General features: G+C 44.3%; 25 protein-coding genes. 9 read left to right on the top strand and 16 right to left on the bottom strand.

Going from position 1 to position 24956, the window contains the following annotated elements; genetic code table 11:
* Positions 1-342 precede the first annotated feature (342 nt).
* From WD077_09110 to WD077_09140, 7 genes are all read right to left on the bottom strand, one after another.
* Positions 343-1677 carry a T9SS type A sorting domain-containing protein gene (locus WD077_09110; GenBank protein ID MEX0967385.1) on the bottom strand — a complete coding sequence of 445 codons (1335 nt, stop codon included), beginning with the start codon at positions 1675-1677 and terminating at the stop codon, positions 343-345.
* Positions 1678-2099: 422 nt separating this feature from the next.
* Positions 2100-2342 (bottom strand): DUF2442 domain-containing protein, encoded by a 243-nt coding sequence (locus WD077_09115; protein ID MEX0967386.1) that lies wholly within the window; start codon positions 2340-2342, stop codon positions 2100-2102.
* 9 nt (positions 2343-2351) lie between these two features.
* Complete coding sequence (locus WD077_09120; GenBank protein MEX0967387.1) at positions 2352-3407, bottom strand: 2-oxoacid:ferredoxin oxidoreductase subunit beta; 1056 nt, start codon at positions 3405-3407, stop codon at positions 2352-2354.
* A 247-nt stretch (positions 3408-3654) separates the two neighbouring features.
* Positions 3655-5502, bottom strand: a complete 1848-nt coding sequence (locus WD077_09125; protein MEX0967388.1) for a 2-oxoacid:acceptor oxidoreductase subunit alpha — start codon at positions 5500-5502, stop codon at positions 3655-3657.
* 151 nt (positions 5503-5653) lie between these two features.
* A complete protein-coding gene (locus WD077_09130; protein ID MEX0967389.1) occupies positions 5654-6322 on the bottom strand; it encodes a hypothetical protein in 669 nt (222 codons plus the stop codon).
* A 58-nt stretch (positions 6323-6380) separates the two neighbouring features.
* Entirely contained in the window at positions 6381-7268 is an 888-nt protein-coding gene (locus WD077_09135; protein MEX0967390.1) for an OmpA family protein, read from the bottom strand.
* Positions 7269-7350: 82 nt separating this feature from the next.
* On the bottom strand, positions 7351-8079 hold the full coding sequence (locus WD077_09140; GenBank protein ID MEX0967391.1) for an NRDE family protein: 729 nt from the start codon (positions 8077-8079) through the stop codon (positions 7351-7353).
* A 112-nt stretch (positions 8080-8191) separates the two neighbouring features.
* Here WD077_09140 and WD077_09145 point away from each other — a divergent pair, with 112 nt between their 5' ends.
* Positions 8192-8605, top strand: coding sequence for a hypothetical protein (locus WD077_09145; protein MEX0967392.1), 414 nt, complete (start codon positions 8192-8194; stop codon positions 8603-8605).
* On the opposite strand, the gene WD077_09150 is transcribed toward WD077_09145, so the two are convergent.
* On the bottom strand, positions 8602-9192 hold the full coding sequence (locus tag WD077_09150; protein ID MEX0967393.1) for a hypothetical protein: 591 nt from the start codon (positions 9190-9192) through the stop codon (positions 8602-8604). The two genes, WD077_09145 and WD077_09150, sit on opposite strands and share 4 nt — an antisense overlap.
* A 45-nt stretch (positions 9193-9237) precedes the next feature.
* On the bottom strand, positions 9238-9924 hold the full coding sequence (locus WD077_09155) for a hypothetical protein (protein ID MEX0967394.1): 687 nt from the start codon (positions 9922-9924) through the stop codon (positions 9238-9240).
* A 394-nt stretch (positions 9925-10318) separates the two neighbouring features.
* Between WD077_09155 and WD077_09160 the strand changes: the two genes are divergently transcribed.
* The gene (locus tag WD077_09160) at positions 10319-10753 is read left to right on the top strand and encodes a hypothetical protein (protein ID MEX0967395.1); all 435 of its coding nucleotides are present in this window, start codon (positions 10319-10321) and stop codon (positions 10751-10753) included.
* Positions 10754-10776: 23 nt separating this feature from the next.
* On the opposite strand, the gene WD077_09165 is transcribed toward WD077_09160, so the two are convergent.
* From WD077_09165 to WD077_09175, 3 genes are all read right to left on the bottom strand, one after another.
* Positions 10777-11298, bottom strand: a complete 522-nt coding sequence (locus tag WD077_09165) for a tetratricopeptide repeat protein (GenBank protein ID MEX0967396.1) — start codon at positions 11296-11298, stop codon at positions 10777-10779.
* A 122-nt stretch (positions 11299-11420) separates the two neighbouring features.
* A complete protein-coding gene (locus WD077_09170) occupies positions 11421-12641 on the bottom strand; it encodes a tetratricopeptide repeat protein (protein ID MEX0967397.1) in 1221 nt (406 codons plus the stop codon).
* Between the two features lie 123 nt (positions 12642-12764).
* Positions 12765-13526 carry a DUF481 domain-containing protein gene (locus WD077_09175; GenBank protein MEX0967398.1) on the bottom strand — a complete coding sequence of 254 codons (762 nt, stop codon included), beginning with the start codon at positions 13524-13526 and terminating at the stop codon, positions 12765-12767.
* 157 nt (positions 13527-13683) lie between these two features.
* Between WD077_09175 and WD077_09180 the strand changes: the two genes are divergently transcribed.
* Together WD077_09180 and WD077_09185 are read left to right on the top strand one after the other, a co-directional pair.
* Positions 13684-15579 carry a hypothetical protein gene (locus WD077_09180; GenBank protein MEX0967399.1) on the top strand — a complete coding sequence of 632 codons (1896 nt, stop codon included), beginning with the start codon at positions 13684-13686 and terminating at the stop codon, positions 15577-15579.
* Between the two features lie 117 nt (positions 15580-15696).
* Positions 15697-16461 carry an acyl-CoA desaturase gene (locus WD077_09185; protein ID MEX0967400.1) on the top strand — a complete coding sequence of 255 codons (765 nt, stop codon included), beginning with the start codon at positions 15697-15699 and terminating at the stop codon, positions 16459-16461.
* A 79-nt stretch (positions 16462-16540) separates the two neighbouring features.
* On the opposite strand, the gene WD077_09190 is transcribed toward WD077_09185, so the two are convergent.
* On the bottom strand, positions 16541-17728 hold the full coding sequence (locus WD077_09190) for a sorbosone dehydrogenase family protein (GenBank protein MEX0967401.1): 1188 nt from the start codon (positions 17726-17728) through the stop codon (positions 16541-16543).
* Positions 17729-17801: 73 nt separating this feature from the next.
* Here WD077_09190 and WD077_09195 point away from each other — a divergent pair, with 73 nt between their 5' ends.
* Complete coding sequence (locus tag WD077_09195; protein MEX0967402.1) at positions 17802-18479, top strand: RluA family pseudouridine synthase; 678 nt, start codon at positions 17802-17804, stop codon at positions 18477-18479.
* A gap of 21 nt (positions 18480-18500) precedes the next feature.
* On the opposite strand, the gene WD077_09200 is transcribed toward WD077_09195, so the two are convergent.
* Positions 18501-19310: a murein L,D-transpeptidase catalytic domain family protein gene (locus WD077_09200; protein ID MEX0967403.1), complete on the bottom strand. Its 810-nt coding sequence runs from the start codon at positions 19308-19310 to the stop codon at positions 18501-18503.
* Positions 19311-19466: 156 nt separating this feature from the next.
* Here WD077_09200 and WD077_09205 point away from each other — a divergent pair, with 156 nt between their 5' ends.
* Positions 19467-20522 (top strand): FAD-dependent oxidoreductase, encoded by a 1056-nt coding sequence (locus WD077_09205; protein ID MEX0967404.1) that lies wholly within the window; start codon positions 19467-19469, stop codon positions 20520-20522.
* Positions 20523-20556: 34 nt separating this feature from the next.
* Here the strand turns inward: WD077_09205 and WD077_09210 are convergent, their stop codons facing one another.
* Positions 20557-21003 (bottom strand): hypothetical protein, encoded by a 447-nt coding sequence (locus WD077_09210; GenBank protein MEX0967405.1) that lies wholly within the window; start codon positions 21001-21003, stop codon positions 20557-20559.
* Positions 21004-21098: 95 nt separating this feature from the next.
* Between WD077_09210 and WD077_09215 the strand changes: the two genes are divergently transcribed.
* The 3 genes from WD077_09215 (at position 21099) to mtaB (ending at position 24670) form a co-directional block, all read left to right on the top strand.
* On the top strand, positions 21099-22454 hold the full coding sequence (locus WD077_09215; GenBank protein MEX0967406.1) for a Mur ligase family protein: 1356 nt from the start codon (positions 21099-21101) through the stop codon (positions 22452-22454).
* Between the two features lie 100 nt (positions 22455-22554).
* Complete coding sequence (locus tag WD077_09220; protein ID MEX0967407.1) at positions 22555-23331, top strand: 3'-5' exonuclease; 777 nt, start codon at positions 22555-22557, stop codon at positions 23329-23331.
* Positions 23332-23344: 13 nt separating this feature from the next.
* Positions 23345-24670: a tRNA (N(6)-L-threonylcarbamoyladenosine(37)-C(2))-methylthiotransferase MtaB gene (mtaB, locus tag WD077_09225; protein ID MEX0967408.1), complete on the top strand. Its 1326-nt coding sequence runs from the start codon at positions 23345-23347 to the stop codon at positions 24668-24670.
* Here the strand turns inward: mtaB and WD077_09230 are convergent.
* Positions 24667-24852 (bottom strand): hypothetical protein, encoded by a 186-nt coding sequence (locus WD077_09230; protein ID MEX0967409.1) that lies wholly within the window; start codon positions 24850-24852, stop codon positions 24667-24669. The two genes, mtaB and WD077_09230, sit on opposite strands and share 4 nt — an antisense overlap.
* Between the last annotated feature and the right edge of the window lie 104 nt (positions 24853-24956).

The raw sequence follows: 24956 nt of genomic DNA on the forward strand, positions 1-24956 counted from the left end.
AGTGGAATTATAAAATCAAGCCTCATATTGTATAGATTATTTCGTTACCAGTCCTAAGAAATAATATCCTATATATTTTTAAATATTAACTGCATTTTATTGAAATATTTAGAATTGGTCCGTGCAGATGCTAATAATTAGTGAAGCTTAATAGCGTTTATTTATACCAAACCTAAGCTGTATTTCTTCCACGGCTTGCCTGCCAAAAACAGGTGAAATATTTTTTTAAATAACCCAGGAATCCAGAAGGTGACCATTGCCAGAAATATCACATTTCTGGCAAACTAAAACAAAAAGCCCCGCTCCAACCGGATAGGGGCTTTCAACTAATGCAGATAATTCTTAGTTCCTGATAAACTTTGAGGTGGCAATGCCATCTTCACTGGCAATGTGTACCAGATAAATACCTGTTTTGAGATGCCCAACCGCGAGTCTTTTTTCATTCCTCGCCTGCAAAACGGGGCGGCCGGTGAGATCGGTAATTGTTACGGTAAAGTCATCATTCGTCAGGTCAAGGTTCAACAAATCGACAACCGGGTTTGGGTAAACTTTGAAGGAGGATTGAACCCTTTTTTGGGCGATACCTGATATGGGAGAATAAAGGTAAAGTAATTTAACTACCCTGCTCCATTCACCATTATCAAATTCCCACAGCACCTCTGTATCAATGCTGTTATCGGCATTGTACTCATATTCATGCTTGGTAGCCGCCAACGTATCCCATGCTGATATAAAATTAATATACTCCTCCTCAATATATGTCAACGGATTTCCATGTGCGTCATAGGAATATGTTTCGCGGGATTCACCAATATAAGCGCTCCCATTCCAAACCTCAATAGTCTGCTCCAATGGATAATCTTCGTCATTGTAAGCCGCTGTAATCCTTGCATCCTTTTGCCATTGGGAGCCATCCCAATAAACGCTTTCAGCAGATTCTAATAACAGGTTTTCCATATCCAGGCTACCTGTCCATTTGTGCCAGATAATATTAATAGTCTTCGTCTCTAACTCCCAGGATGACGAGGTTACGTCATAAACATAAACTTCTACTTCTTTCGGCTCATCATTACTGCCATAGGTGATTATATCCTTTTGATTTGGAATGTAACTGGTTTGCCCTGCAAATTTACTTTGATGCTCTACCTCAATGGGCCTGTCATTATCATCATAAGTGTAAAGTGTTTTTGTGCCATTCAGCAATTCCCAACTTCCTGAATCTTCATCCCATAATTGGTAAAGTTCTTCCTCTAGTTCTCCGTTCGGGTTGTAAAATCTTTGAATTCTCAAGTTATTAACCCATCCCTGTCCCATATTTATCCGGGTGAGGGTCACCGATAATTTACCTGCTGAATTATAAATCAAAGTATCCTTAGATACGGGCTCAAATTTTCCTGCTGCAAAAACCCCGGTCTGGGTAGAGATGATTTCTCCGGCAGCATTGTACCAAAACCTGATATTCTGCATGGTATCAAATCCATTTCCAGTCGGGCTAAACACAATGATTTCAAACGGGTCAGGGTTAGCTTTCTTGTTTTGCCGCTGCTTAGTTTCTGTCTGGCTGTCCTGCTTTCCGAGTTTTGTCAGGCCCATGAATCTGCTTCCCTGCTGTGCAATGCCGTCCGTAAAAAGCAGCAGACAGCAAATAGTTAAAATAACTTGTGTTGTCTTTTTCATATTTAGTTTTTTGAAAATTGAAATAAAAAATTTATCCAAAGAGAACCTGGTTTAAGTTAATTGCCCCCCAGCCAACTTGTCAATCAGGTTTTGGTTTCATGGATACATTTATACTAAAGTGCGGCACTTTACCGAGATGGTTGGAAAGCAACCTCAGTTTTTTGTGTCTTTCCGGGCAGAGGCTGCAGAAAGCATAGAAGACACAAGAAGCCGTTTAATATAACTCAGGAATAGTAGGCTCTTTTTATGGCCTATGGCCATTGCGGAAGTTTCTATTAATCTCAATGGCCATCATTTTTGTTGCGACAAACCCGTATAGCATCCACAACTGATTATTGCCGGTTAATCAGTTTAAACGACTGACGCATTCCCTATTGCCGCAGAATACCTACCCGGAACTGAAAATCTTGAGGGTGATACTGTTAAATTGAAGTGTAGGGTAGGGATTTCTCATACAATATCTCCGGGTCAAAGTCTGCTTCATTGGCCCACTGAATGGTATCGAAGCTTACTCTAACTGTTTTGAAAAGAGATAGGTCTTTTTGTTCTTTGAATATTCCCATATTAAAATAAGGCGACACATCAAACAACCGTTTTTCACCATTATTAAAGGTGAGAAGCAATTGGTATTCTTCCTGGGTTGAACATCTATGATACAGGTAAATATATCCTCCTTACCTCACCTCCCAGGTCTCCCTTCCGCTCAGCAGTTTATCCAGGTTCGGTTCACCCAGTTTTTCTGTAGCTACAGATAATTGCGCTTGCACCGCATCTTCGTAACAGGGACGGTCAATGGCGTAGAAGACTCCAAAAGGGCGGGGGAGGTGGCCTTCCTGTTCGGGATTGTCAAACAGGCGGGCGAGTAGATGCGCTTTGTAGCCGTCCTGCTCATTGTGAATCCAAAGATCGTCAGCGGAGAATTCACCTGTAGTCATGTCCACGACTTCAGGTTTACCGCTTTGCAGCCTGATTCCTTTGCTATGATTTTCCCCAAAAAGCAGCGGCTGGCCATGCTCCACGAAAACGGTCTCCTGTTGCTTGGTGCCTTTGTCAGTAAAGATGAAGAAAGCGCCATCATTAAACACGTTGCAGTTCTGATAAATCTCCAGCATCGAGGTGCCTTTGTGTTCAGCGGTACGCTTCAACATGGCCTGGAGGTGCTTTGGATCCCGGTCCATTGAGCGGGCTACAAATGTTCCGTCAGCACCGAGCGAAAGGGCAGCGGGGTTGAAAGGATGGTCCAGCGCCCCCAGCGGACTGGACTTGGTGATCAGCCCTTCCTGCGAAGTAGGGGAGTACTGGCCTTTGGTGAGGCCATATATCTCGTTGTTGAACAGCAAAATATTCACATTCAGGTTGCGCCTCAGCAGATGGATGAAGTGGTTGCCGCCTATGGAAAGTGCATCGCCATCACCTGTAATAATGTATACGTTAAGTTCCGGTCGCGTCATCTTCAGGCCGCTGGCTACGGCAGTTGCCCGCCCATGGATTGAGTGCATTCCGAAGGTATCCATGTAGTACGGAAAGCGGCTGGAGCATCCAATTCCGGAAATAAAGACGATGTCTTCGCGCTTTCCCGGTAGTTGGGGCAAAACTGTTTGAACTTGTTTTAATATAGAATAATCGCCACAGCCCGGGCACCAGCGCACGTCCTGGTCAGTGACGAGATCTTTGCTGGTGAAAGTATCATTCAGCTTAGCGGCTATATCTTCAGTTATATGTTGGGACATGATGTTTTGCTTCTTTCAGGCTTTCGGGGGGTTAGGGAAATTGGGTGTCTCGGGGCAGCAACACCCCTCTTTATCCCCCTCGATGGGGGAGTATTTTCGCTTGCGCGAAAATTTACCAGGATTTTGTGGAATGGCTCAATACTGCAAGTTTTAAATCGAACGCCATAGATTCCAATGTTATTGAGCGCAATGCTATTCCTTACGCTGATGAGCGCTACGTTTGGGTTATGGCTTGTCTTTATCATTCCTATTCTAACAACGAAAGCACTTTGTTTTTAACCTCATTTACATGAAAAGGAAGGCCCTGTATTTTCGTGAATCGAATGGCATCCACCAAAAATTTATTGCGGATAATGTTTACAAGCTGGCCATCATTTATTTCGGGCACAACAATCATTTCATAGTTTGCCAGAATCTCTCCCAGGTTCTTTGGCAGCGGGTTCAGGTATGAGAGATGTGTGTGGGCAACGCTGTATCCTTCTTCATTGAGTTGTTGCACTGCCGTTTTCAGAGTTCCAAAAGTGGAACCCCAACCGAGGAGCAGCATCCTGCCTTTTGTCGGTCCTACTTCTATTTTTTGTTCAGGAATAAAATCCGCGATGTTGGAAATTTTTTGTGCCCTGATCTTCACCATCTTTTCATGGTTTTCAGGATCATAAGAAATATCACCGGTTACGTCTTCCTTTTCCAGGCCGCCAATCCTGTGCTCCAGGCCCTTTGTGCCGGGAACCGCCCATTTCCTCACCAATAATTCATCCCGTTGGTAAGGAAAGTATTTCCCGTTGGTCCGGTCTTCCGGCTTTGCATACTGCAAAGGGATCGCTGGCAGTTCCGAAGCTTTAGGAAACTTCCACGGTTCCGCGCCATTTCCCAAATAGCCATCACTCAGAAAAAATACAGGCGTCATAAAACGGATCGCGATGCGGCAAGCTTCATAGACTGCGTTAAAGCAATCCGATGGGGAGCGGGGCGCAATAACCGGGACAGGCGCTTCACCGTTTCTGCCATACAGCGCCTGCATCAGGTCGGCCTGCTCAGTTTTGGTGGGCATTCCTGTTGAAGGCCCGGAGCGTTGCACATTCACCACCACTAGGGGAATTTCAAGCATCACTGCCAGCCCTATGGCCTCTGTTTTTAGCGCTATGCCCGGACCGGAGGATGCCGTAACGGCTAAACTTCCGCCATAGGAAGCGCCAATGGCAGAGCAAATTGCAGCTATTTCATCCTCGGCCTGGAAGGTCATTACGCCAAAATTTTTGTGGCGTGAAAGCACGTGAAGTATATCAGACGCGGGAGTAATAGGGTAGGAGCCGTAGAACAATTTTGCCTTGCTTATTTGCGAAGCCGCGATGAGGCCATAAGCTGTGGCCTGATTGCCGGTAATACCCCGGTAGGTGCCGCTGGGCATTTTGGCAGGTTTTACATCGTAGCGGCCATTGAAGATCTCAGCCGTTTCACCATAGTGGTAGCCGGCTTTTAATACGCTGATATTGGCCTCCTCTATAATGCTATTGTTTTTGAATTTTTGCTTTAGAAAATTTACCGTTTTTTCAGGATCACGGTTGTAAAGCCAGTAGAGCATCCCCAGCACAAACATATTTTTGCTGCGGTCTGCTTCCTTTGTGCTCAGGGGTAATTCTTTCAGCGCCTCCCGAGTCAGCTTGGTAACGGGCAGGGTGTATAGGGCATATTCGCTGAGGCTGCCGTCTTTAATTGGATTTTCTCCATCCTCATATTGCGCCAGCCGCAAATTTTTCGCATCAAACCCATCCTCGTTGGCAATGATGATCCCGCCTTTTTTCAGGTTGCGGAGGTTGGCTTTGAGCGCAGCCGCATTCATCACCACCAGCACATCGCAAAAATCGCCTGGGGTGTGGATTGCATCGCTTCCAAAGTTTATCTGAAATCCTGAAACTCCCGCGATTGTTCCGGCAGGTGCGCGAATCTCAGCGGGATAATCAGGGAAAGTACCCAGATCGTTGCCCGCCATCGCGGTGGTATTGGTAAATTGGGTGCCTGTGAGCTGGATTCCATCTCCTGAATCTCCGGCAAAACGTATGACTATGCTTGATTTAACGGTGGTTTCAACTGCCATAAATAATGGCCTTCCGTGGCCCTGAATTTTACCGCAAAGGTACCTAATTTATAATGATTATAAATAAGAAAGCTACTCTTGGATTTAAGATTTGCAAGGAATCCAAAAAGTTCTAAAAGAAGTGGAATTACTTTTCTGGTCCAAACCTGAATTATAATAGTGCATACGTAAGTTTTATGTTTAAAGCAAAATGTCCTTTTATAGTTGGACCTTCATTGAGATCAACTACATTAAAAATCTGGAAATTTTCCCAAAAAACCATAGTGTTCGGTCTTGGTGTAATAATGTTATAATGGGTTCTGACCTTGCGGATGCCCAGGCCTACATACATTTCCCAACCAAAGCGTGATTTTGTGGATGGCAACAGCAATCCGTATTTCAGGGTATAACCTGCCACCTTACGATCAACTTCCGCTTCTTCATACCAGATTCGCTGTCCCTCTGCATCCAGGAAATTACCATTGACCATATTAAAGGACTGCCAAACGCCAAAACCTTCAAAAGCCAGGTAAAAGGGGATTCTGCTTCGGGGGGCAAAGATGTACCGGATCTCTTCCCTTATTTTAAAGAGATCCACATTTGAAGCGTTACCTACACTGTTGGCAAGCGGGGTTTTTATGCCCACGTTCACTTCAAGTCCCAGGCTTTCCGCTGGCCGGTATTCCAAGCCAAGATGATAGTTGGGCGTAACCAAATCCACAAAGCTCAGCGGTGCGAATTTCAGAATTAATTGGGCGGGTTTTTTCTCCTCAAAGTTTTGTGCGGCAAGTGGCAAAGTCGAAAGAGCCGAGAAAAGGATAAATGGTAATAAATACTTCATTCCTCAAAAGTAGCTTTTACCCTGAGATGTTAGCTACCTCAATAGGGTTGCCCGGTTATTATCTGTCTGATGCCGCAGAGCCACTTCGCTGAATGAGTTCATAAAGCTGGTCAAGCTTGGGTTGCAGGATAATTTCGGTCCTTCGGTTTTTGGCGCGTCCTTCAGCAGTAGTGTTTGGAGCTACAGGATAATACTGGCCATGGCCAGCTGCAGTGATTCTTTTGGGGTCTACTCCGCTGCCTTCAAGAATACGAGTGATGGAAGTTGCTCGCTGTACGCTCAAATCCCAGTTATCCTCAAATTTTGGAGTTTTAATGGGAACCGTATCTGTATGGCCTTCTACGAGAATGTCAATGTCAGGATTCTTTTTCAGGACGTCCCCTAGTTTTTCCAGGGCCTCTTTGCCTTTTGGATCCACATTCGTTCTGCCGGATTGGAAAAGCAGCTTTTCTGAAAGTGATACGTATACGCGGCCATTCCGGTTTTCCACAGATAGTTCTTCGCTGTTAAAACCTGTCAGGGCATTTTGCACACGGTTCAGAAGTTCTGATGCTGCTCTCCGTTGCTGACTTATCATTTCCTGCAGCTCTTTCATCCTGGCTTCACGATCGGCCAGAGTTTGTTCCTTTGCATTGAGTTCCGCTTCCTTTTGCTTCAGTTCATTCAGCAATTCCACTTTTTCAGCAGATGATGTGGCCACATATCGCTCTACTTCATTCTGAAGCAAACGATATTTATCTCCCATTCCGGCCGTATCCTCTTCCAGCGCTGTAGCCCTGGCTTCAAGATTATCAATCCTTGCCAAATGTTCGGTTTCGCGCACCTCGCATTCGATTCTGGCGGCCTCCATTTCATTATATTTCTTTGTAGATACGCAAGAGGTGACAGAAATCATAAGCAACATCATAAAGATGCCCTGGAAAATTTTTTTGGAATAATGATTCATTTTTTTATTTTTTTGAATTGATGAAGGGATAACATCTGTCAGGCTAAATGGATGTGTAAGGAGGCGAAATTTTAAGTTACACTCATCCTTCAGTCATCAGCGGCAAGCGTATTTCGCTTTCTGAATTTGTGAGAAAGTTTTCATGTTTCATTGCTGCCACCTTATCTCTTATTTCAACAGAAGTAAGGCTTACCGTAGCAACAGGACCGCTTTTGTTTTTGAAAATCCCCCGGATCTCAGGATTGTCTCTCCCGAATAAATGAAATTTGCGAAGCGGGAATGGTTCCCCGGTTTTTTCCTTCAGCCAGTCGCTAAAGAGCGTGTGCCGGTGCTGTATGTCAGCAGGGTCGTACAGCATTTCAGATGACCAGATCTGCGGGCGTTCCGGATCTACCCAGCGCAAATGCTTTTGTGAGCCATCCCATTTTATTTCCGTGATATTGATTTTTGGCTTTGGTTCTACAATCACCAGCGTAAAAGGCTCAATACCTGATAATGGATAATCTGCATAAAAATGACAAGGACCGGGGAGCATGAATTGCTGAAGCACCACTAATCCCCGGCTCATGCGATAAGGGGGTTGATGGAGGTGCCTGCCGAAAGCTCCATTCAGCAAGCAAGCCAGCCTTCCCTGCTCAGAAATGGCAAGCCAGGTTCCGCCTCCGTCAGGGTCCTTTGGGTAGAGAAGCTTTTGCCCGGCCATTTCAATAATTCCAGGCGGCAGGGAGGGGGTACGCGCGTCTCCTTCATCCCGGTTGGAGGCAATCCGGTAGTTTCCGTTTTTTCCAGGAATATAAGTAAGCGTACACATGTTTACTAAAATTTGCGTCTTGACATATATTGAACAAAACCAGAGGCTAATCCTTCTCAACAAAATACAGAAAGATCGCCAATATTTGGATCAAATCTAAAATATTTACAGAATGATGAGCAATATCAAAGAAGATAGAAATGTAGAAGTGTCGCGGTTGCAAAAGGGAGTGCGGGAATATTTGGGTTTGGGATCAGATGAGGTGATATTTGATTTTCAGCAGAAAGGGGAGCTTACCAGGCTTGATCTGGTTACGGTGAACCCGCGTCATAATCAGTCATTTTTGTTTCATACTGAAGAAGGCGTTGACAAGAAGGATGCGCTGGAAAAGATGATGCATTATATCAAAACCTACAGAGATAAAGAGAACTCATATACCATTCAATGGATGGCGCGTGGCAGCAATGAACTTCATACCTCCTATTTCCGGGCAAAAAATATTTATGATGCGCTGGATAAACTGAACTATGGCAGGGACATGACCTCCATTACAGTTTTCAGTGTGGTGCTGAATCCGGTATCTTAGAGCAGTTCCATTTCAAATTCTTCCCAGGTCGCGTCAGTGGGGCCGTTTGGCAATTGATTGATCCTGCGTGGCAATTCATCCTTCACTTCGCTCACAAGCTGCGATCCAAAGGCTTTGCTGTCATCAGTATAAATGAAGATTCGATCAAGGAAATCTTCCCATACTTCCAGGAGATCACGTGTGTCAACCGGATCAAGATGATTGCGGGTTTTATGCTTAAGGTGCGTTAAAATTTCCGATATGATGGTCTCTTTATCGGGTGGACATATCCAGAGGATAGTGTAACTATCATCGAAAATATCTCTGTCGGTAACCTCATCATCGAGTTGTACAGGTGTATCATCAAAGTAGTAATCATCTTCATCCTCAGGAATAACATCACCGAACTTCATACGGAAGAGTTCAAGTTTCTCTTCATCCTCAGGATAATGTGGTGGGGGAATTTGCCTTTGAAGTTCTTCAACTGAATCTCCTTTCTTCAACCACTCATACGACTCAATGCTTGTGTCGACATAGTAAGGTTCATTGAGATGGAGATTTTTGAACAGATAAAAGGATGGGAGTGATTCCTTTAAAATTTCGGTCATAGTTCTTGTACAAGGTGCTTCTGAAATTAGAGCCGGGAAATTATGCTACCGGTGCATTTTCGCAAAAAGTTCTGACATTTTTGTTGTAGAGACGAGAAGAGCACTTCTCAGGATTGTCATTTTCTTGTCATAATCCTCGTCTTTGGATTCCAGTGCCAGGTAGTCCAGTGCATTTAGCAGGATGACATGGGTGGTAAAGACATTTTTAAAACTTTCCATCATTGTCATTTCTCCCACAAGCAATTCCTTGAAGTTGTTACACTTCTGCGCAAGTTCAAGGTAAACATCAATAGGGGCGCTAAAGAGTGCTTTCTTATGATTGCCATTCAATTTGTTTTCAGGAACATCCTTTTTCCTGCTTTCAAAATGTTCCTGAAAATAATTGCGCAGGTCTTGTATAATCTTGTTCCGGTAAAATATGGGAAGGATTTTTTGGAGGTTTTGAATGTAGAAGGTGAGCATGCCTACATTCTTAATTTGTATTAACACGTTGTAGACGTTCGTATTTCCGCTGTCCAGCATGCTGTTCAGTTTCTTGTTTTGCAGCAACTCGGAGAGTGACACGGATTGGGTTCCAGGGAAGAACCGGTCTTGCAGATCAGGTAAAAAATCTTCAATGTCAAAATCCAGCGGTGTATCCAGGGAAACGTTTTCATACCGTTCTCCAAATTCCTTGATCAGCCACTGATGCATGTTCTCGAATACATCCCGGTCAATTTTAAGTTTTTCCATAACAGACGATTGGTTGATAACAGAACTTTAAAAGGAACGAAGAAACTAAATAAATCGGGTATGAAAAGAAAAAACCGGGAGTATTTCTTTTAAAAGAGGATCATCTTTTAAAGCGGCAGTTGATGAATAGGTGAATAACCTAATAAATACCCCCGGTTCTGTGGATTTTAGCCACGTATCCTGTCTGACAAATTTTCTAACGGATGATCAAATCTAAAAAGAAAGCCTGAGAATTCAAACTGCATCGGTTAAGAAATGTAATCGGGAGAAACCGGGTTACGCAGAAGCAGTACTTTATCACTTTGAGGTATGCAACCTTCCGCTCAATTCAAACAATTAAACCCAAAAACCGCTTTCATGTTAGCAAGATCTAAAAGGGGGTAATGGAAGTAAAATGAAGTGGAAGTATTATATACCGCATAATCTCCGAAAGGAAATCAGCACTTCCGAGGACATCTACATACTAGGTGAAAACAGCAAATCGGTGACATATTGGATTACCATTACGAGTATTGGATTTTTCGGAGGGCAGGATGAAGAGCTATTTCATCCTACACTTTTTCATCAGGTGATGAAAAATCTGAGCGATAGGGACTATTGGATTAATGGAACCGATATGTACATTAATGCCATGAGCTTTACCGAGTCTGAATTGCTGAAATGGCTGAAGCTCTGGCTAGAGAAAAAAGGGATGCCCTGCCAATCACTTCAGAAAGGTACATTACAGGAGTTCAGGAGAAAAAACAGGGCTATTGATGCTTTCGAGACTGCCTTTGAGAATATGGTGAATGAGTATTTCAAGGGAAATACTGCATCCAGCAATAGCTGAATTTACACAGGTGCAGCCAAGTTTTAATTGCAGTGACGGGAAACTAGTGATGCTGCATCCGGATCTTCGAGTTCTGCGGCCATACGCCAGTTTTCACATGCCTTATTAAAATCTTTGCGGTAGCCATACAATACTCCGAGGTTATAATAAGCCTTTGAGTTGTCTCCTGTATAAACAGTAGTCGCCTCAAAATCTGCTATTGCCTTATCGTAAAGTTCTTTCTTTTCATGCACCACTCCGCGATAGTAATAGGCCTGGTGGTTAGACGAATCCAGCTCAATGGCTTTGGTTAAATCATAGAGTGCCATATCAAGGCTTCCGCTTTTAGCGCGTGCCAATCCCCGGTAAAGATAGGCTTCAGCATAATCCGGTTTTTTATGAATGGCATTCGTAAAACTGGAAACAGCATCCTTGTAGTCTCCACGTTCAATGCTTTTGTTTCCCTTCGCCATCCAATCCTGCGGCTTCTGTGCTAAAGACTGGAAGTTCAGCGAGGTGAAAAGTACGGTGATCAGAATTGCGGTAATCGAATTTCTATTTTTCATGACTTGAAGTATTTAAGTTTTCCGACTGCAATTTAAATCGAAAGCCAGTCAAGTCAAGGATTGTCGCGGTATGCCTGTCTTTTCTATCTGTAAGAAACCGGTATTAAACCGCTATAAAAATATTATTCACAATATAGCCTTAGCAGTTCAGAGGCTTCTTGCGTACCTAATTCTCTGGCTCTGCTGAAATTTTCACATGCTTCTTCAAGCTTTTTCTGGTTTAAAAGCGCATTTCCCCGGTTTAGAAATGCTGCGCCATCGTCAGGAGTAAGTTGAATCACACGCGTGAAATCTTTTTCTGCATTTTCATAATCTTCCATGCTCAAATAGTTAATTCCGCGGTTGAAGATGGCCATAGAAAAGTCATTATCCTGGCGCAAGGCCTCGTTGAAATCATCCATAGCAAGGGCATAAGATTTCAAACGATTATATAGTGAACCTCTGTTATTATAAATCTCAGGATTAGTCGGATCCAGAGTGATAGCTTTATTGTAGTCTTCCAGGGCCATGTCATATTGGTTAATTTCTTCAAATGCGGCAGCTCGGTTAAAGTAGGCTTCAGCGTTCTTGTCGTCAATAGCAATAGCCTCGGTAAAACTTACCACAGCTTCCTCATGTCGCCCCAGTTCGTATAGCACAATGCCAAGGCTGCTGAATGGCATGGGATCATTGGGTGTTGCCTTTGTAGCCATTTCAAAATCATTCACGGCAAGTTCAAGTTTTCCCATCATGAAATAGGATAGTCCCCGGTTATAGTGAACGTCTTGTTCCGTGGTGTCGTGACGCAACGCTTTTGTAAAATCAGATGCTGCCTTTTCATAGTATTCGAGGGCATAGTAACTGACCCCCCGGTGGTAGTAGGCTCTTCCGGCTGTAGAATCTATTTCCAAAGCGCGGTTAAAATCATCAATGGCCGCCAAAGGATCTCTCAGAATGCTGAGCACATAACCTCGAACGATGTAAAGGTCAGGATCATCTTCACGGATATTTCCGGCAATCATCAGATCCGTCAGGGCTTTTTTGGGCTCCTTTTTTAGCAGGTAAACAGAAGAGCGGAGATAATAGGCATCATAATAATCATCCTCAAGATCCGAAGCTCGGGTCAGGTCTTCTTCCGCTTCGTCAAGCTGTCGCCAGATGTATCTTACCCGGCCCCGGTAATAGTAGGCTTCACCTTCTTCAGGCTCCATTTCAATAGCTGCCGTAAAATCTTCGAATGCTCCTTTGAAGTCCTGTTCTTCATATTTCTCGAGACCGGACTTCACCAGTTGTTTGTGGGATTGTGCATCAGCATAGCACCATGCTCCACTCATTAATAATATCAGGATAATTCTTAGTGTCATTTCTTGAGTTTGGTTAAAACAGGTTGAATTTTTTGGCGGCATAGAATGAAAATTTCCGGCCATCTCATTTACTGCTCCTCAACCTGACGAAGCGGGTTTATCAAAGGTTGTTTACAAATCGGGTCAAAACCGGTAACCGAGTGAGTTTTTGAATTCATAGGTGTTTCCGGGTATTTCAGGGGGAGGGCGGCTGTCATAAACGTAATTGCCTTTCACACCAAACGTCAGGCGCCTGGTGATCTTAAAGGTAACAACGAGCTCAGAGGATACCCGGAAATCGTTAAAATGGGTGATCACAGGCTGATAATAAGTTATATGATCAATATTCACCTTATCCGTTATTTCGAGATCAAAGGATACATACGAACTAAGCCGGTGGTTTCTTTCCAGAGGCAGCCCCTCAGTTAGTTCTTCGTATTCATACATGTATAATGTACCAATATGTAATGACACGGTATCATTCTGCACAAATCTGAAGCGCGGGCCGGTCCCGGCCAGACCGCGCAAATCCAGCTTCTGTACCTGGTTATACTGTATCTGCGTGAAGGCTTCCCAGATGAGCCAGCGTTTGTGCTGATAATTGTATCGAAGATGCTGGAAGCCGTTATTGATCAGGTCGGTTGTGTTGGTTCTTATGATCGTCAGATCGCTCAACATTAAAATTTTACTTCTGCCTTTAAGATACTGAACCTGTATCTTGTTCCCGGTTTGAAGCACATCCGTTACCGTGTGCGTCCAGCTAAGATTAAGATCTATTGTTCCGGCCAAACCATCTTTGCCTTTATTCAGGCGTTGGCTTTCAATATTTACTACCTGGGCCATTAGGGTTCCGCTGAACAGGGAGAAGAGCGTAATAAAGTAAAAGAGACGTATCGTTTTTGCCATAAAGGATGCAAAAGAAAGGCGAACTAAATACAATACAAAAGGACTTTTGCTACCGGAAGGTGTATAAAATGCCGGAAACATCCCTTGTGATTTTTGTTATTTACTTATTAGAAGAAGGTTGACCCTAAAACACCCGATATCATATCTGCTGATTGCCATGATGGTAAACTGCACCGCATGGGCGCAGGAAGGCAACGCTATGAAGACATTGCCGGTTGACACGCCTCCAATTCTGCCAGATCCAATGCCGTTGGATACACCTCCTTTTGGTCCTGAACCATTGCCACTTGATACACCTGCTTCAACATTGGAGGATAAGGTATTCAACAAGCTGGAAGATCTTGCAGAAAAGCCGAATATTTTAGGCAGGCTGGTCCGGTCAGTTTTGGTTACCCAAAACGTTTCTCATACAGGGGTGGCTGAGCAGGATACCTTCAAAACCAGTGATGAGCCTTACGAAAAATATAAGGGGCTTCCGATAAGAAGCGTAGAAGTAAAAGTGCTGGACGTTTTTGGGCCCACTCTGGAGAAACCGGATCAGGAGGCCCGAAGCATCCTTCAGAAAGCCGGAAATTTTATTCACATAAAAACGAGGGAAAGGAAGGTGCGGGATTTCCTGCTGTTTGAAGAAGGTGATGCGGCTGACCCCATCAGCTTTGCTGAAAGCGAGAGATTGTTGAGGTTAAATGAATTTGTATATGATGCCAGGGTGATCGTGGAAAATGCCGATTCATCAGGAGTGGATGTGGTCGTCCTGATCCAGGATACATGGTCTATAACCGGAGAAGGTGGTTATGACTTTAACCGGCATACTGGAGATCTGAAAGCCACGGACTTTAATTTTCTTGGATATGGACATTTGATAAATGGCGGTCTTTCTTACCTGAATCGCCAGGATTTAAACTGGATCTACAATGCGGAATATATTATGCCCAACATTCGCAGGAGCTATGTGAGCGGGCGGGGCTTCTTTTTAAGAGATGAACTGCAAACGATATATGGGTTCAACATTGACAGAGGTTTTTATTCTTACGAAACTAAATGGGCCGGGGGCCTCAGTGCATACTCGCGAAAGCACCTTGACCAATATCAGTTTGATACCGTTTACTTTGAGGGCGAGTCGGTGCTGAACGTACAGGATTTCTGGTTTGGCCACTCCCTTACGGCCGGAAATGAGGAAAAACGCGATGAACGCCTGCTGCAGATTCTGGCAGCAAGAGTAATCAGGTCAGAGTACAACCAAAAACCGCAGCACTACGAAATTCCACCTGAAGCATACCAAAATTCCTGGTTCTATCTGGTTGGAGCAGGTTTTTCAAAGCGCAAGTTTTATCAGGATAATCATGTATTTGGATTTGGAAAAACGGAGGATGTACCGGAAGGAAGTCTTATCTCGGTAGTTGCAGGATATGAAGATGGCAGTATAACCAATCGACTGTACGGTGGCTTTTCCGTTTCTGCAGCAAAATATAGCTCTGTGCTGGGCTATATACGCGGAGGCCTCAATGCCGGTTCATATTATAATGGCACGAAGTGGGACCAGGGAGTGATGCAGGCTGATTTCCTTTATTTTACCAATATGCTCCCGGTCGGTAAATTTATGATACGCCAATATCTCTGGAACCGACTTACGCTGGGCCTTAACAGGAGAAGTGGAGAATGGATCTATGTGAATGAAAATGACGGATTGCGGGGAATAAAAAAAGAAGAACTCCGGGGCACCCAAAAATTAACGATGAATTATGAAGCCAATATTTTTACACCGTGGGAATTTTTCGGCTTTCAGATGGCAGGTGTTGTTTTTGCGGACTTCGCCTGGATCGGCACTTCCGATAATTCTCTGCTCAGCAGAAGACTTTATCAAGGGTACGGTCTGGGTGTTCGATTTAAAAACGAACATCTCATTTTCAATACCATTCAAATATCAATAGCCTATTACCCCCAATTGGAGCAGCAAGAATTAAAGAATTTTCATTTCCTCTCATCGCACCGGACTTTTTTCAGGTTCAATGATTTTATATATGGCCGCCCGGATGTTCTGGGCTTCCGCTAAAAAATCATGAAGTCTTGTAACAGGCCACCAGCGCCATTTTAGCTCTGATTATTTACTTGTATGAGCTTTGTTGCCTTATCTTTGCACAACCGCTAAACAAAATCTGAAATAATACTAATGTTAGCAATCATCCTCTTTTTCATAGGTCACTGGTACCTGTCTCTCTTTACCCAAACTTTCTTTCATCATCGCTATTCCGCCCACCGGCAGTTTACAATGTCCCGCACGTGGGAAAGAATATTCTTTATCCTGAGCTATGTCTTTCAGGGATCATCTTATCTCAGCCCCTATGCCTATGGCGTGCTGCACAGGTATCACCATGCCTATGCTGATACAGATAAGGATCCGCACTCGCCAAAATATTCAAAGAATCTGATGGATATGATGTGGCAGACAAAGGATAAATACAACGACATATTTAATGGCCGTGCTGACATTGAAGATCGTTTCAAAGGAAACCTTCCTCAGTGGACGGCCCTTGACAGACTTGCCGACTCCTGGTTCAGCCGAATTGGCTGGGCCGTATTTTACATTGCCTTTTACGTGGAATTTGTGCCTGCCGGTATGTGGTATCTTTATCTTCTGCTCCCCATCCATTTCGTGATGGGACCTTTTCATGGGGCAATTATCAACTGGTTTGCTCATAAGTGGGGCTACGTAAGCCATAAAGTAAGCGATACCTCAAAAAACCTCCTCTTCTTCGATTTCCTGATGCTTGGAGAGAGTTATCATAATAACCATCACCGTCACCCGATGAGTCCCAACTTTGGTATCCGCTGGCATGAGTTTGATCCCATTTACCCGGTAATTAAGATTTTTAATGCTTTGGGTATAATCGTATTAAAAAAACCGGTGCAGGAAAGATTGCGGAAAGCGGCCTGATTCCGGAATTTAAAATCAGACATAAAAAACGCCCTGACAGCTTACTTGCTGTCAGGGTGTTTTAGTTTTAGCTGATGTATTATTTGTTATTTCCTTCGTAAACGATCCTGTAAATTGCATCGGCCTTATCATCTGAAATCAGGATAGCGCCATCAGGCATTTGGATAATGTCTACAGGCCGGCCCCAGTCTTTGCCCTCATTTAGCCAGCCTTCCGCGAAAGGCTCATATTCCGTGGCCCGGTTTCCATCCAGCGTTACCATCATTATACGATAGCCTATGGGAGTGGACCTGTTCCAGGAACCATGTTCAGCAATCAGGATCTTATTCCTGTATTCCTCCGGAAACATTTTACCCGTGTAGAATTTCATCCCGAGTGCCGCGACATGCGGCCCCAGATTTTGGACAGGAGGAGTAAATTCATTGCAGTTACGCTGATCTCCAAATTCCGGATCAGGAATATCGGTGCCATGACAAAACGGATATCCAAAGTGCATCCCTTTTTCAGGAGCGTGATTCAGTTTGTCCGGGGGAATGTTGTCGCCCATCATGTCGCGGCCATTATCTGTAAACCACAGTTCCTTTGTCTCCGGGTGCCAGGCAAACCCCACGGTGTTCCGTATTCCTTCAGCATAAATTTCCGGTTCAGGATTATTCACATCCAAGCGTGTAATGCTGGCGAATATTGGATCTTCAGAAAGGCAAATATTGCATGGAGCGCCCACTGGCACATACAGCATTCCATCAGGTCCAAAAGCAATATATTTCCAGCCGTGGTGTGTTTTATCAGGATAATCGCTGAATACCGTTTCTGGTTTCGGTTCATTTCTGTAGGTATTGGTTATGGCGGGAAACTGCAATATCCGGTCAATCAGCGCTACATATAGATTGCCATCTTTCAGCGCCACTCCATTGGGAGAGTTTAACCCACTGGCGATGACGACCACTTCGTCAGCAACAAAATCACCATCGGCATCCGGCAGGGCGTAAACCTTGCCTGCACTACGCGATCCTACATACACGGTTCCATCATCGCCTCTCACCATGGACCGGGCATTCTCCACATCCTGGGCAAAAAGCGTTATCCGGAAGCCTTCGGGAAGCTTGATATCGTCAAGTGGCAGGTCCGTCTGAATTTCCCGGGAAGGTGTTTGTCTTGTAGCGGTAGTATCATTATTATCCGTGCTTTTATCCCCATTATTATTCTTACAGCTAAAAACAAAAAACAGGGGTACGAGAAATGAAATCAGCAGAATTTGATTTTTCATAGGATTATGAAGAATTTAATGCTTAAAGTTGAATGTTCAATAATTTAAATGCCGGCAAATTTTTAATTTTATGATGCTATCCATTGAAAAAAGGATATTATATGAAGACAATCACCTGATCGCTGTAAACAAGCTTCCTGGCGAACTTTCGCAGGGTGATCATACTGGCGATGTACCTCTGGGAGAATTAATCAAGGCATTTTTAAAGGAGAAATATAAAAAGCCCGGAAATGTTTATTGCGGAGTGCCGCACCGGCTGGACCGGCCGGTAAGTGGAGTGATGTTATTTGCCAAAACTGACAAAGCCCTGATCCGACTGACAGCGGCATTCAGAACCCGCGAAATGGAAAAAACTTATTGGGCACTGGTGAGCCATAAACCTGAGCAGTTCTCAGCAGAGCTGGTTCACTGGCTTTTAAAGGATCCGGAAAAAAACAAAACAAAAGCCTTTACTATTGAAAAACAAGGATCAGTAAAGGCCGTGTTGGAGTACAAACTGGTGATGCACCAAAAGAATTATTATTTACTTGAAGTCAAGCCTCATACAGGCCGTCCGCACCAGATAAGGGTACAACTCGCAAGCATCAGTTGTCCCATCGTGGGAGACGTAAAATATGGCCATGCAGGAAAAAGCACCGGTTCCATCTATCTGCATGCCCGTTCGATCAGGTTCATACATCCGGTGAAAAAGGAGCCGCTGGAGATTGTTGCTCCCTTGCCGTCAGATCCCGTCTGGAATCAGTTCAGGTAAATCGGGAAATGTGGAGAGTTATTACAGAGAAGCTATTGTTGAGAAGAAATCAACCGCAACTTGCGTATTGAAATACACGCAACTCTTTTCATAACTTGTATTAGGATAGTGAATATAAATCACAGTACCTTCTGAGAGCGTTTTGATGACCTCTTCATGGCCGAGTTCAGGAATAGAGGGACAACCGAGGCTGCGGCCCAGGCGGCCTGTTTTCGCGCCAAAAGAAGGGTTTGCATAATTGGCACTGTGCATCACGATAGCCCGCGCCCGCGCCTTATCGTTGTATCCGGCATCCATACCGTCAAGGCGAAGCGAAAGGCCATGTTTTCCGGTATAAGTTTCTCCGGTTACGTAAAATCCGAGGCTGCTCTGGTAGCTGTTCGGTTTGTTTGAAAACTGCTTCGCATACAAATTACCGGAGTTCCGCCCATGCGCTACAACACTGTTAAAAAGAAGCTTTTTGTTTTTAATATCAATTGAAAACATTCGCTCATTCAGGGATGATTGCTCAAAATCAATAATTGTGAGAATATCTTTCTCAGAGGACTTGGATCCTTTTTTAAGGTTATAGAATCCTGTCAATGCCTTTTCGAAAACTTCATATTTTAGCGTGGTTCCGATCAAACCTGCTTCCGCATAAAGGGATTTGGCATGGCTGATAAAATTTTGTTTCGCAACTTCGGCAGCTTCAGTTGATGTTACATCGGCCGTTTCAGCATTTACGGCCTTAGAAGCTTCAAACTGAAGGGGCAAAAGAAAAATGAAGAGAAAGGAAATTGAAAAAAAGGTGCTGCCAGAGAAGAGAGAGGAAATTTTGCTGTATTTAAACATACGTTGAGTTTTAAAACGGAAAGAAATTGATGATTGCCAAGGTTGATTATCTTCTTTAAACCCAAATTTTAAGCCACCCAGGCCATTTTTTCTGCTTTAGAACTTAGTTTATGAAAAATACAAGTTTATCCGTAAGTTTATATACGTAAGTGTTTTATGAAAAAATATGACTACATAATCATCGGGCAGGGAATAGCCGGAAGCTGGCTCGCCAGATCCCTACTGAAGATGGGAAAATCCGTGCTTGTAGTGGATAAAAATGTTCCGGTCTCCTCCTCCGGAATCTCTGCCGGCATCATCAATCCCGTTACAGGCAAGAATTTCGTGAAGACCTGGAAGGCCACGGAGTTGCTCTCTTACGCCCGGATGGCCTATGAGCAATTCGAGAAGGAGGCCGGAATCAGGGTTTTCCGGGAATTACAGATTTACCGTCTTTTTAAGAATGAAGCACACCGCGCACAATGGCTTGCCAAGTATGATATTGAAGAACTTGGAGAATTTGTTATCAACAAAGACTTAAGCCTTTACAATACGCAACTATACAATCCTCATGGTGGATTTTTGATGAAAGGCGCTGTGCTAAGTACAAATTTATTTCTTGAATACCTGCGAAATGAATGGAGGGAAAAAGGAATTTTGACTGAGACAAATTTTGAATACAAGGAGTTAAAGACGGAAGAACCGGAAATCCAATGGCGTGATATCTTGGCCTCGAAAGTTGTTTTTGCCGAAGGGTGGCACGCGCTTAAGAACCCTTATTTCTCCTGGCTGCCGTTCAATGCGGTAAAGGGCGAGTTGCTCACAATTAAAGCTCCGAAGCTGCGAATTGAAATGCTGGTAAATCGTGGAATTTTCCTGCTGCCGCTGGGTGAGGACATTTACCGGGTGGGCGCCACTTATACATGGGATCAACTTGACGCAGTGCCATCAGCCCAGGCCAGAACGTATTTAGAACAGGAAATAGGTAAACTTATTCAAACTCCTTTTCAGATCCTGGATCACCAGGCGGGTGTGCGGCCTGCCACGCATGACAGGCGGCCGTTCCTGGGCAGGCATCCCATTCATCGCAATATGTTTATTTTTAATGGAATGGGAACGAAGGGCATTTCTCTGGCTCCTTATTTTGCACATCAGATGGCGGATTACCTGGAGCGGGATCAGGGTTTGGACCCTGAAGCAGACATCCAGCGTTTCCGCCAGTTGTGTAAATAATTTTTGGATTGGTCAATGAAAGAGTATTTTCTTGTCAGTAATTGGTGATTTCAATGAGGGCTCCGGATTTATTCACCCGGTAAGCCTTGAGCGGATATTCAGCCGGTCCTTCCATTACGCTTCCATCCGTCCTGAAGCGAGATGTGCAGCAGGCAGTAAAAGTAGTATCGCCATATTGGCCACACCGCATGAAAATTCCGGATTCGTCCAACACTACTTTTGCGCAGCCTTCATTGATGTGATGGGTGCAAGCCTGGTCAAAAGCCACGTATTCATCAGTAAAAGTGTGGATGAGAATAATACCCCGGTAACCACCCGGAATATAAACGGCACTTCCAAGAATGTTGATGTCAGTATAGTTAGGATCGTTTGTGGTGATCCTCACCTCAACAGGCACATTGGGGATAATTTGCTGTCTGTCCCGCTTTTCACAAGCCATAAGGACAAGTAACGGAAACAGAAGAATGATCAGTTTTTTCATGCTGTGGCATTATCATAAATCATGCAAGGCCCCATTTTATATCAATAGCCTCAACCGCTGATTTCTCTAATTTTGAACCCTATTCAATCCTGTTTATGAAAGTCCACTTTATCGCCATTGGCGGAAGCATTATGCACAATCTGGCCATAGCCCTGAAAAATCAGGGAGATGAGGTTACCGGATCAGATGATGAAATATTTGAACCTGCTAAAGGAAAGCTCAGGGAAAAAGGGCTTTTGCCTGAAAATACCGGTTGGGATCCTGGGCGGCTTAATTCCGGCCTTGATGCCGTTATCCTCGGAATGCACGCTAAACCGGATAATCCGGAATTGAAGCGCGCATTGGATCTTGGCTTGCCGGTGTATTCTTTCCCTGAATTTATTGCGAACAGAACGCAGCAACAGAAGCGGGTTGTGATTGCCGGAAGTCATGGCAAAACCACCATTACGAGCATGATCATGCATGTTCTTTCGCAACAGGGAATGGCATTCGACTATGTAGTCGGGGCACCTGTTCCCGGATTTGAACTCAGTTTGAAGCTCAGCAATGCTCCGGTCATCATCATTGAAGGTGATGAATATCTTTCAAGCCCAGTGGATAAAAGGCCGAAGTTTCTGTGGTATCAACCCCACATTGCATTGCTGAGTGGAATTGCATGGGATCATATCAATGTCTTTCCAACTTATGCCGTCTATCTGCAGGCGTTTTATGATTTCCTTGCGCAGCGCAAAAAGGAAGATGTAGTGATTTACAATGCCCTTGACGAAGAAGTAAGAGAACTGCTGGGAAGGGAGGAATGGCCTTTTTCCAGTTTTCCCTACCAGTTGCCGTCCTACCGCGTGAGTGGGAATGTTGCCATTTTGCAGCGGCCTGAAGGCGATATTCCTGTCAGGATATTTGGTCAGCACAACTTAACGAATATGGAAGGAGCAAAACTGGTATGCAGCCAGCTAAATGTAGAGGAAGCTGATTTTTACCAGGCAATGAAATCCTTTGAAGGTGCGGGCAAAAGATTGGATAAAATAGCGGAAGGACCCGATGGCGTGATTTTCAGGGATTTTGCCCATTCACCCTCCAAGGTAAAGGCAACCGTGGAGGCTGTAAGGGAGCAATATCCTGATCGCCAGTTGGTGGCTTGCCTGGAGCTTCATACGTTCAGCAGTCTTAATAAGAACTTTCTTCCATTATATAAAGACTCACTGGCACCGGCTGATGTTCCGTGCGTGTTGCTGCATCCTCATGTGGTGGAGTTAAAGCGCCTTGAGAAAATTTCAGAAGAAGAAATTAAATCATTTTTTAATCGGCCCGACCTGCATTTTTTCTCAGATGCAGAGAATATGCTGCAGTTTCTGCTTTCATTAAAATGGAGCCCGTCAGTCCTGTTGCTGATGAGTTCCGGAAATTTTGACGGAATGGATCTGGAGGAATTAAAGAAGATTGTTGCAGCATGATCCTGACCTGTAAGGGATAGCGACCGCCAAAAGGCTTCCTCCGCATCTATTGTTTACCTGAGCCGCGTATTGTATATTTTTGCAAAAAAATAATAAGGATTTGAGCCTGGATTTAAAAAAGTCAATCGTATTTTTTGATATTGAAGCTACCGGTTTAAACGTGAGCAAAGACCGCATTGTGGAAATCAGTTTTTTGAAGCTGGAGCCAAACATTGAAGATTATGAATGCCGGTCGTATCGCATTAATCCGGAGATGCCCATTCCTGCTGATTCCACTAAAATTCATGGAATTACTGATGAGGATGTGAAGGATAAGCCCACCTTTAAGCAGGTAGCAAAAGAGATCAACCAGTATTTCGGAAATTCGGATCTCAGCGGCTTCAATGTGCTGCGTTTCGATTTGCCCATGCTCGTGGAGGAATTCCTGCGGGCGGGCATGGACTTCCAGTTCAGTGACCGGAAGGTGATTGATGTGCAGAAAATATTTCACACCATGGAAAAGCGGACGCTCACAGCAGCTTACCAGTTTTACTGCGGTAAAGAGCTGGAACAGGCCCACACTTCAGAAGCAGATACACGGGCAACTTATGAAGTGCTTTGCGCGCAACTTGAACGGTATAAAGAACTTCAGAATAATGTTGACCATCTCTATAATTTCCTGGGCTCACCCGGAAAAACGATGGTGGACCTGGCCGGTCGCCTCGTGCGGAATAAACAAGGCGTAGAGGTCTTTAACTTCGGCAAACATAATGGCCGCCCAGTGGAAGAGGTATTTCGCAAGGAGCCATCTTATTATAACTGGATGATGGAACGGGATTTTCCTCAGCACACAAAGCAGAAAATCACCGAGATCCGTCTTCGCATGAAGAATTCCTGATCCGATGACAGGTATGAATCAACAGCCTTCCGCAGCATTCTATACGCTCGGCTGCAAGCTCAACTATTCTGAGACTTCGGCCATTGCACGCCAGTTCAGCAACAGCGGCTACCAGATCCATCAATTCGATGAAGCGGCTGATGTATACGTCATCAATACCTGCTCAGTTACTGATAATGCCGATAAGAAATGCAGGCAGATAGTGCGGAAGGCGCTCAGGATCAATCCTGATGCTAAGGTGGTGGTGATAGGATGCTATGCTCAGTTGAAGCCACAGGAAATTTCCGCGATTCCCGGTGTCAACCTGGTTCTGGGTGCCAATGAAAAATTTAATATTCTTAATTATTTAGATAAAGATATTCTTGAAGAGGGGAGCCGAATATTTACCTGCCATATTAAGGAAACAGATGAATTTGTTAGTGCATATTCATTTGGAGATCGCACCCGCTCTTTTCTTAAAGTGCAGGATGGTTGTAACTATTTCTGCTCATTCTGTACCATTCCGCTGGCGAGAGGTAGAAGCCGCAGCGGATATATTGATAACATCCTCCACGCTACTAAGGAGATTGCAAGGCAGGGCGTGAAGGAAGTGGTACTGACCGGGGTGAATATTGGCGATTTTGGCAATGATCAAAATGAAAATTTCCTTGATCTGATAAAATCGCTGGACCAGGTAGAAGGCATAAACCGTTATCGCATCAGTTCTATTGAACCCAACCTGCTGAGCAACGAGATCATTGATTTTGTGGCCGCTTCGCAAAGATTTGTGCCCCATTTTCACATTCCTCTCCAATCGGGTGCTGACAAAATTCTGAAGGCCATGCGCAGACGGTATCTTTCTGATTTATACGTAGAGCGGGTGCAGCGCATTAAAGAAGCAATGCCTGACTGCTGCATTGGAGTGGACGTAATCGTGGGATTTCCGGGGGAGGATGAAAATGATTTCCGGAAAACTTACGACCTCCTGCATCAACTGGACGTGAGCTACCTGCATGTATTTACATATAGCGAGCGGCCAAATACAACCGCACTGCGCTTGCCCGATCCTGTACCGCTGGATGTTCGCACTGAAAGGCGAAAAATGCTCACATCACTTTCTCATAAAAAGCGGAGGAAATTTTATACAGAAAATGCTGGAAAGATTAAAGAGGTGCTGTGGGAAGAAAAGGAGCACGAGGGGAGAATTTATGGTTTTACCCAAAACTATGTGAAAGTCAATGCGCCTTTTGATGCCGCCAAAGTGAACCAGGTGCAACAGGTATTGCTTGGAGGCATCAGCAACGATGGCAGCGTAGCCTGCTCAGAACTAATTCCGGAAACGCTGGAAAAGAACTTTTAAGCAGGGCTGATGATGGTTCCGTTCCTGATCAGGTCATAATTTTCTACTTCATAATCCTCATAATCAGCCTTTTTTGAGGATTTTTCTTTTTGCAGCATTACAAGGGTAACAACAACTGCTATACCTACCAATGCAGCAACCAATGGGAAAAATGGCGTTTTAGAATCCTGGTTTAGTGACATTTTCGTTTCTCTGCTTTTAATTACCGCGAAAAGTTTAATTTTTTTCCTGTTTTGGGGATCCTGACAAATAATTTATCCGTCAAACTTAATACAAATCTTTAGCG

It is taken from the genome of Bacteroidia bacterium (assembly GCA_040880525.1).
In the GTDB taxonomy this organism is placed as follows: Bacteria; Bacteroidota; Bacteroidia; order CAILMK01; family JBBDIG01; genus JBBDIG01.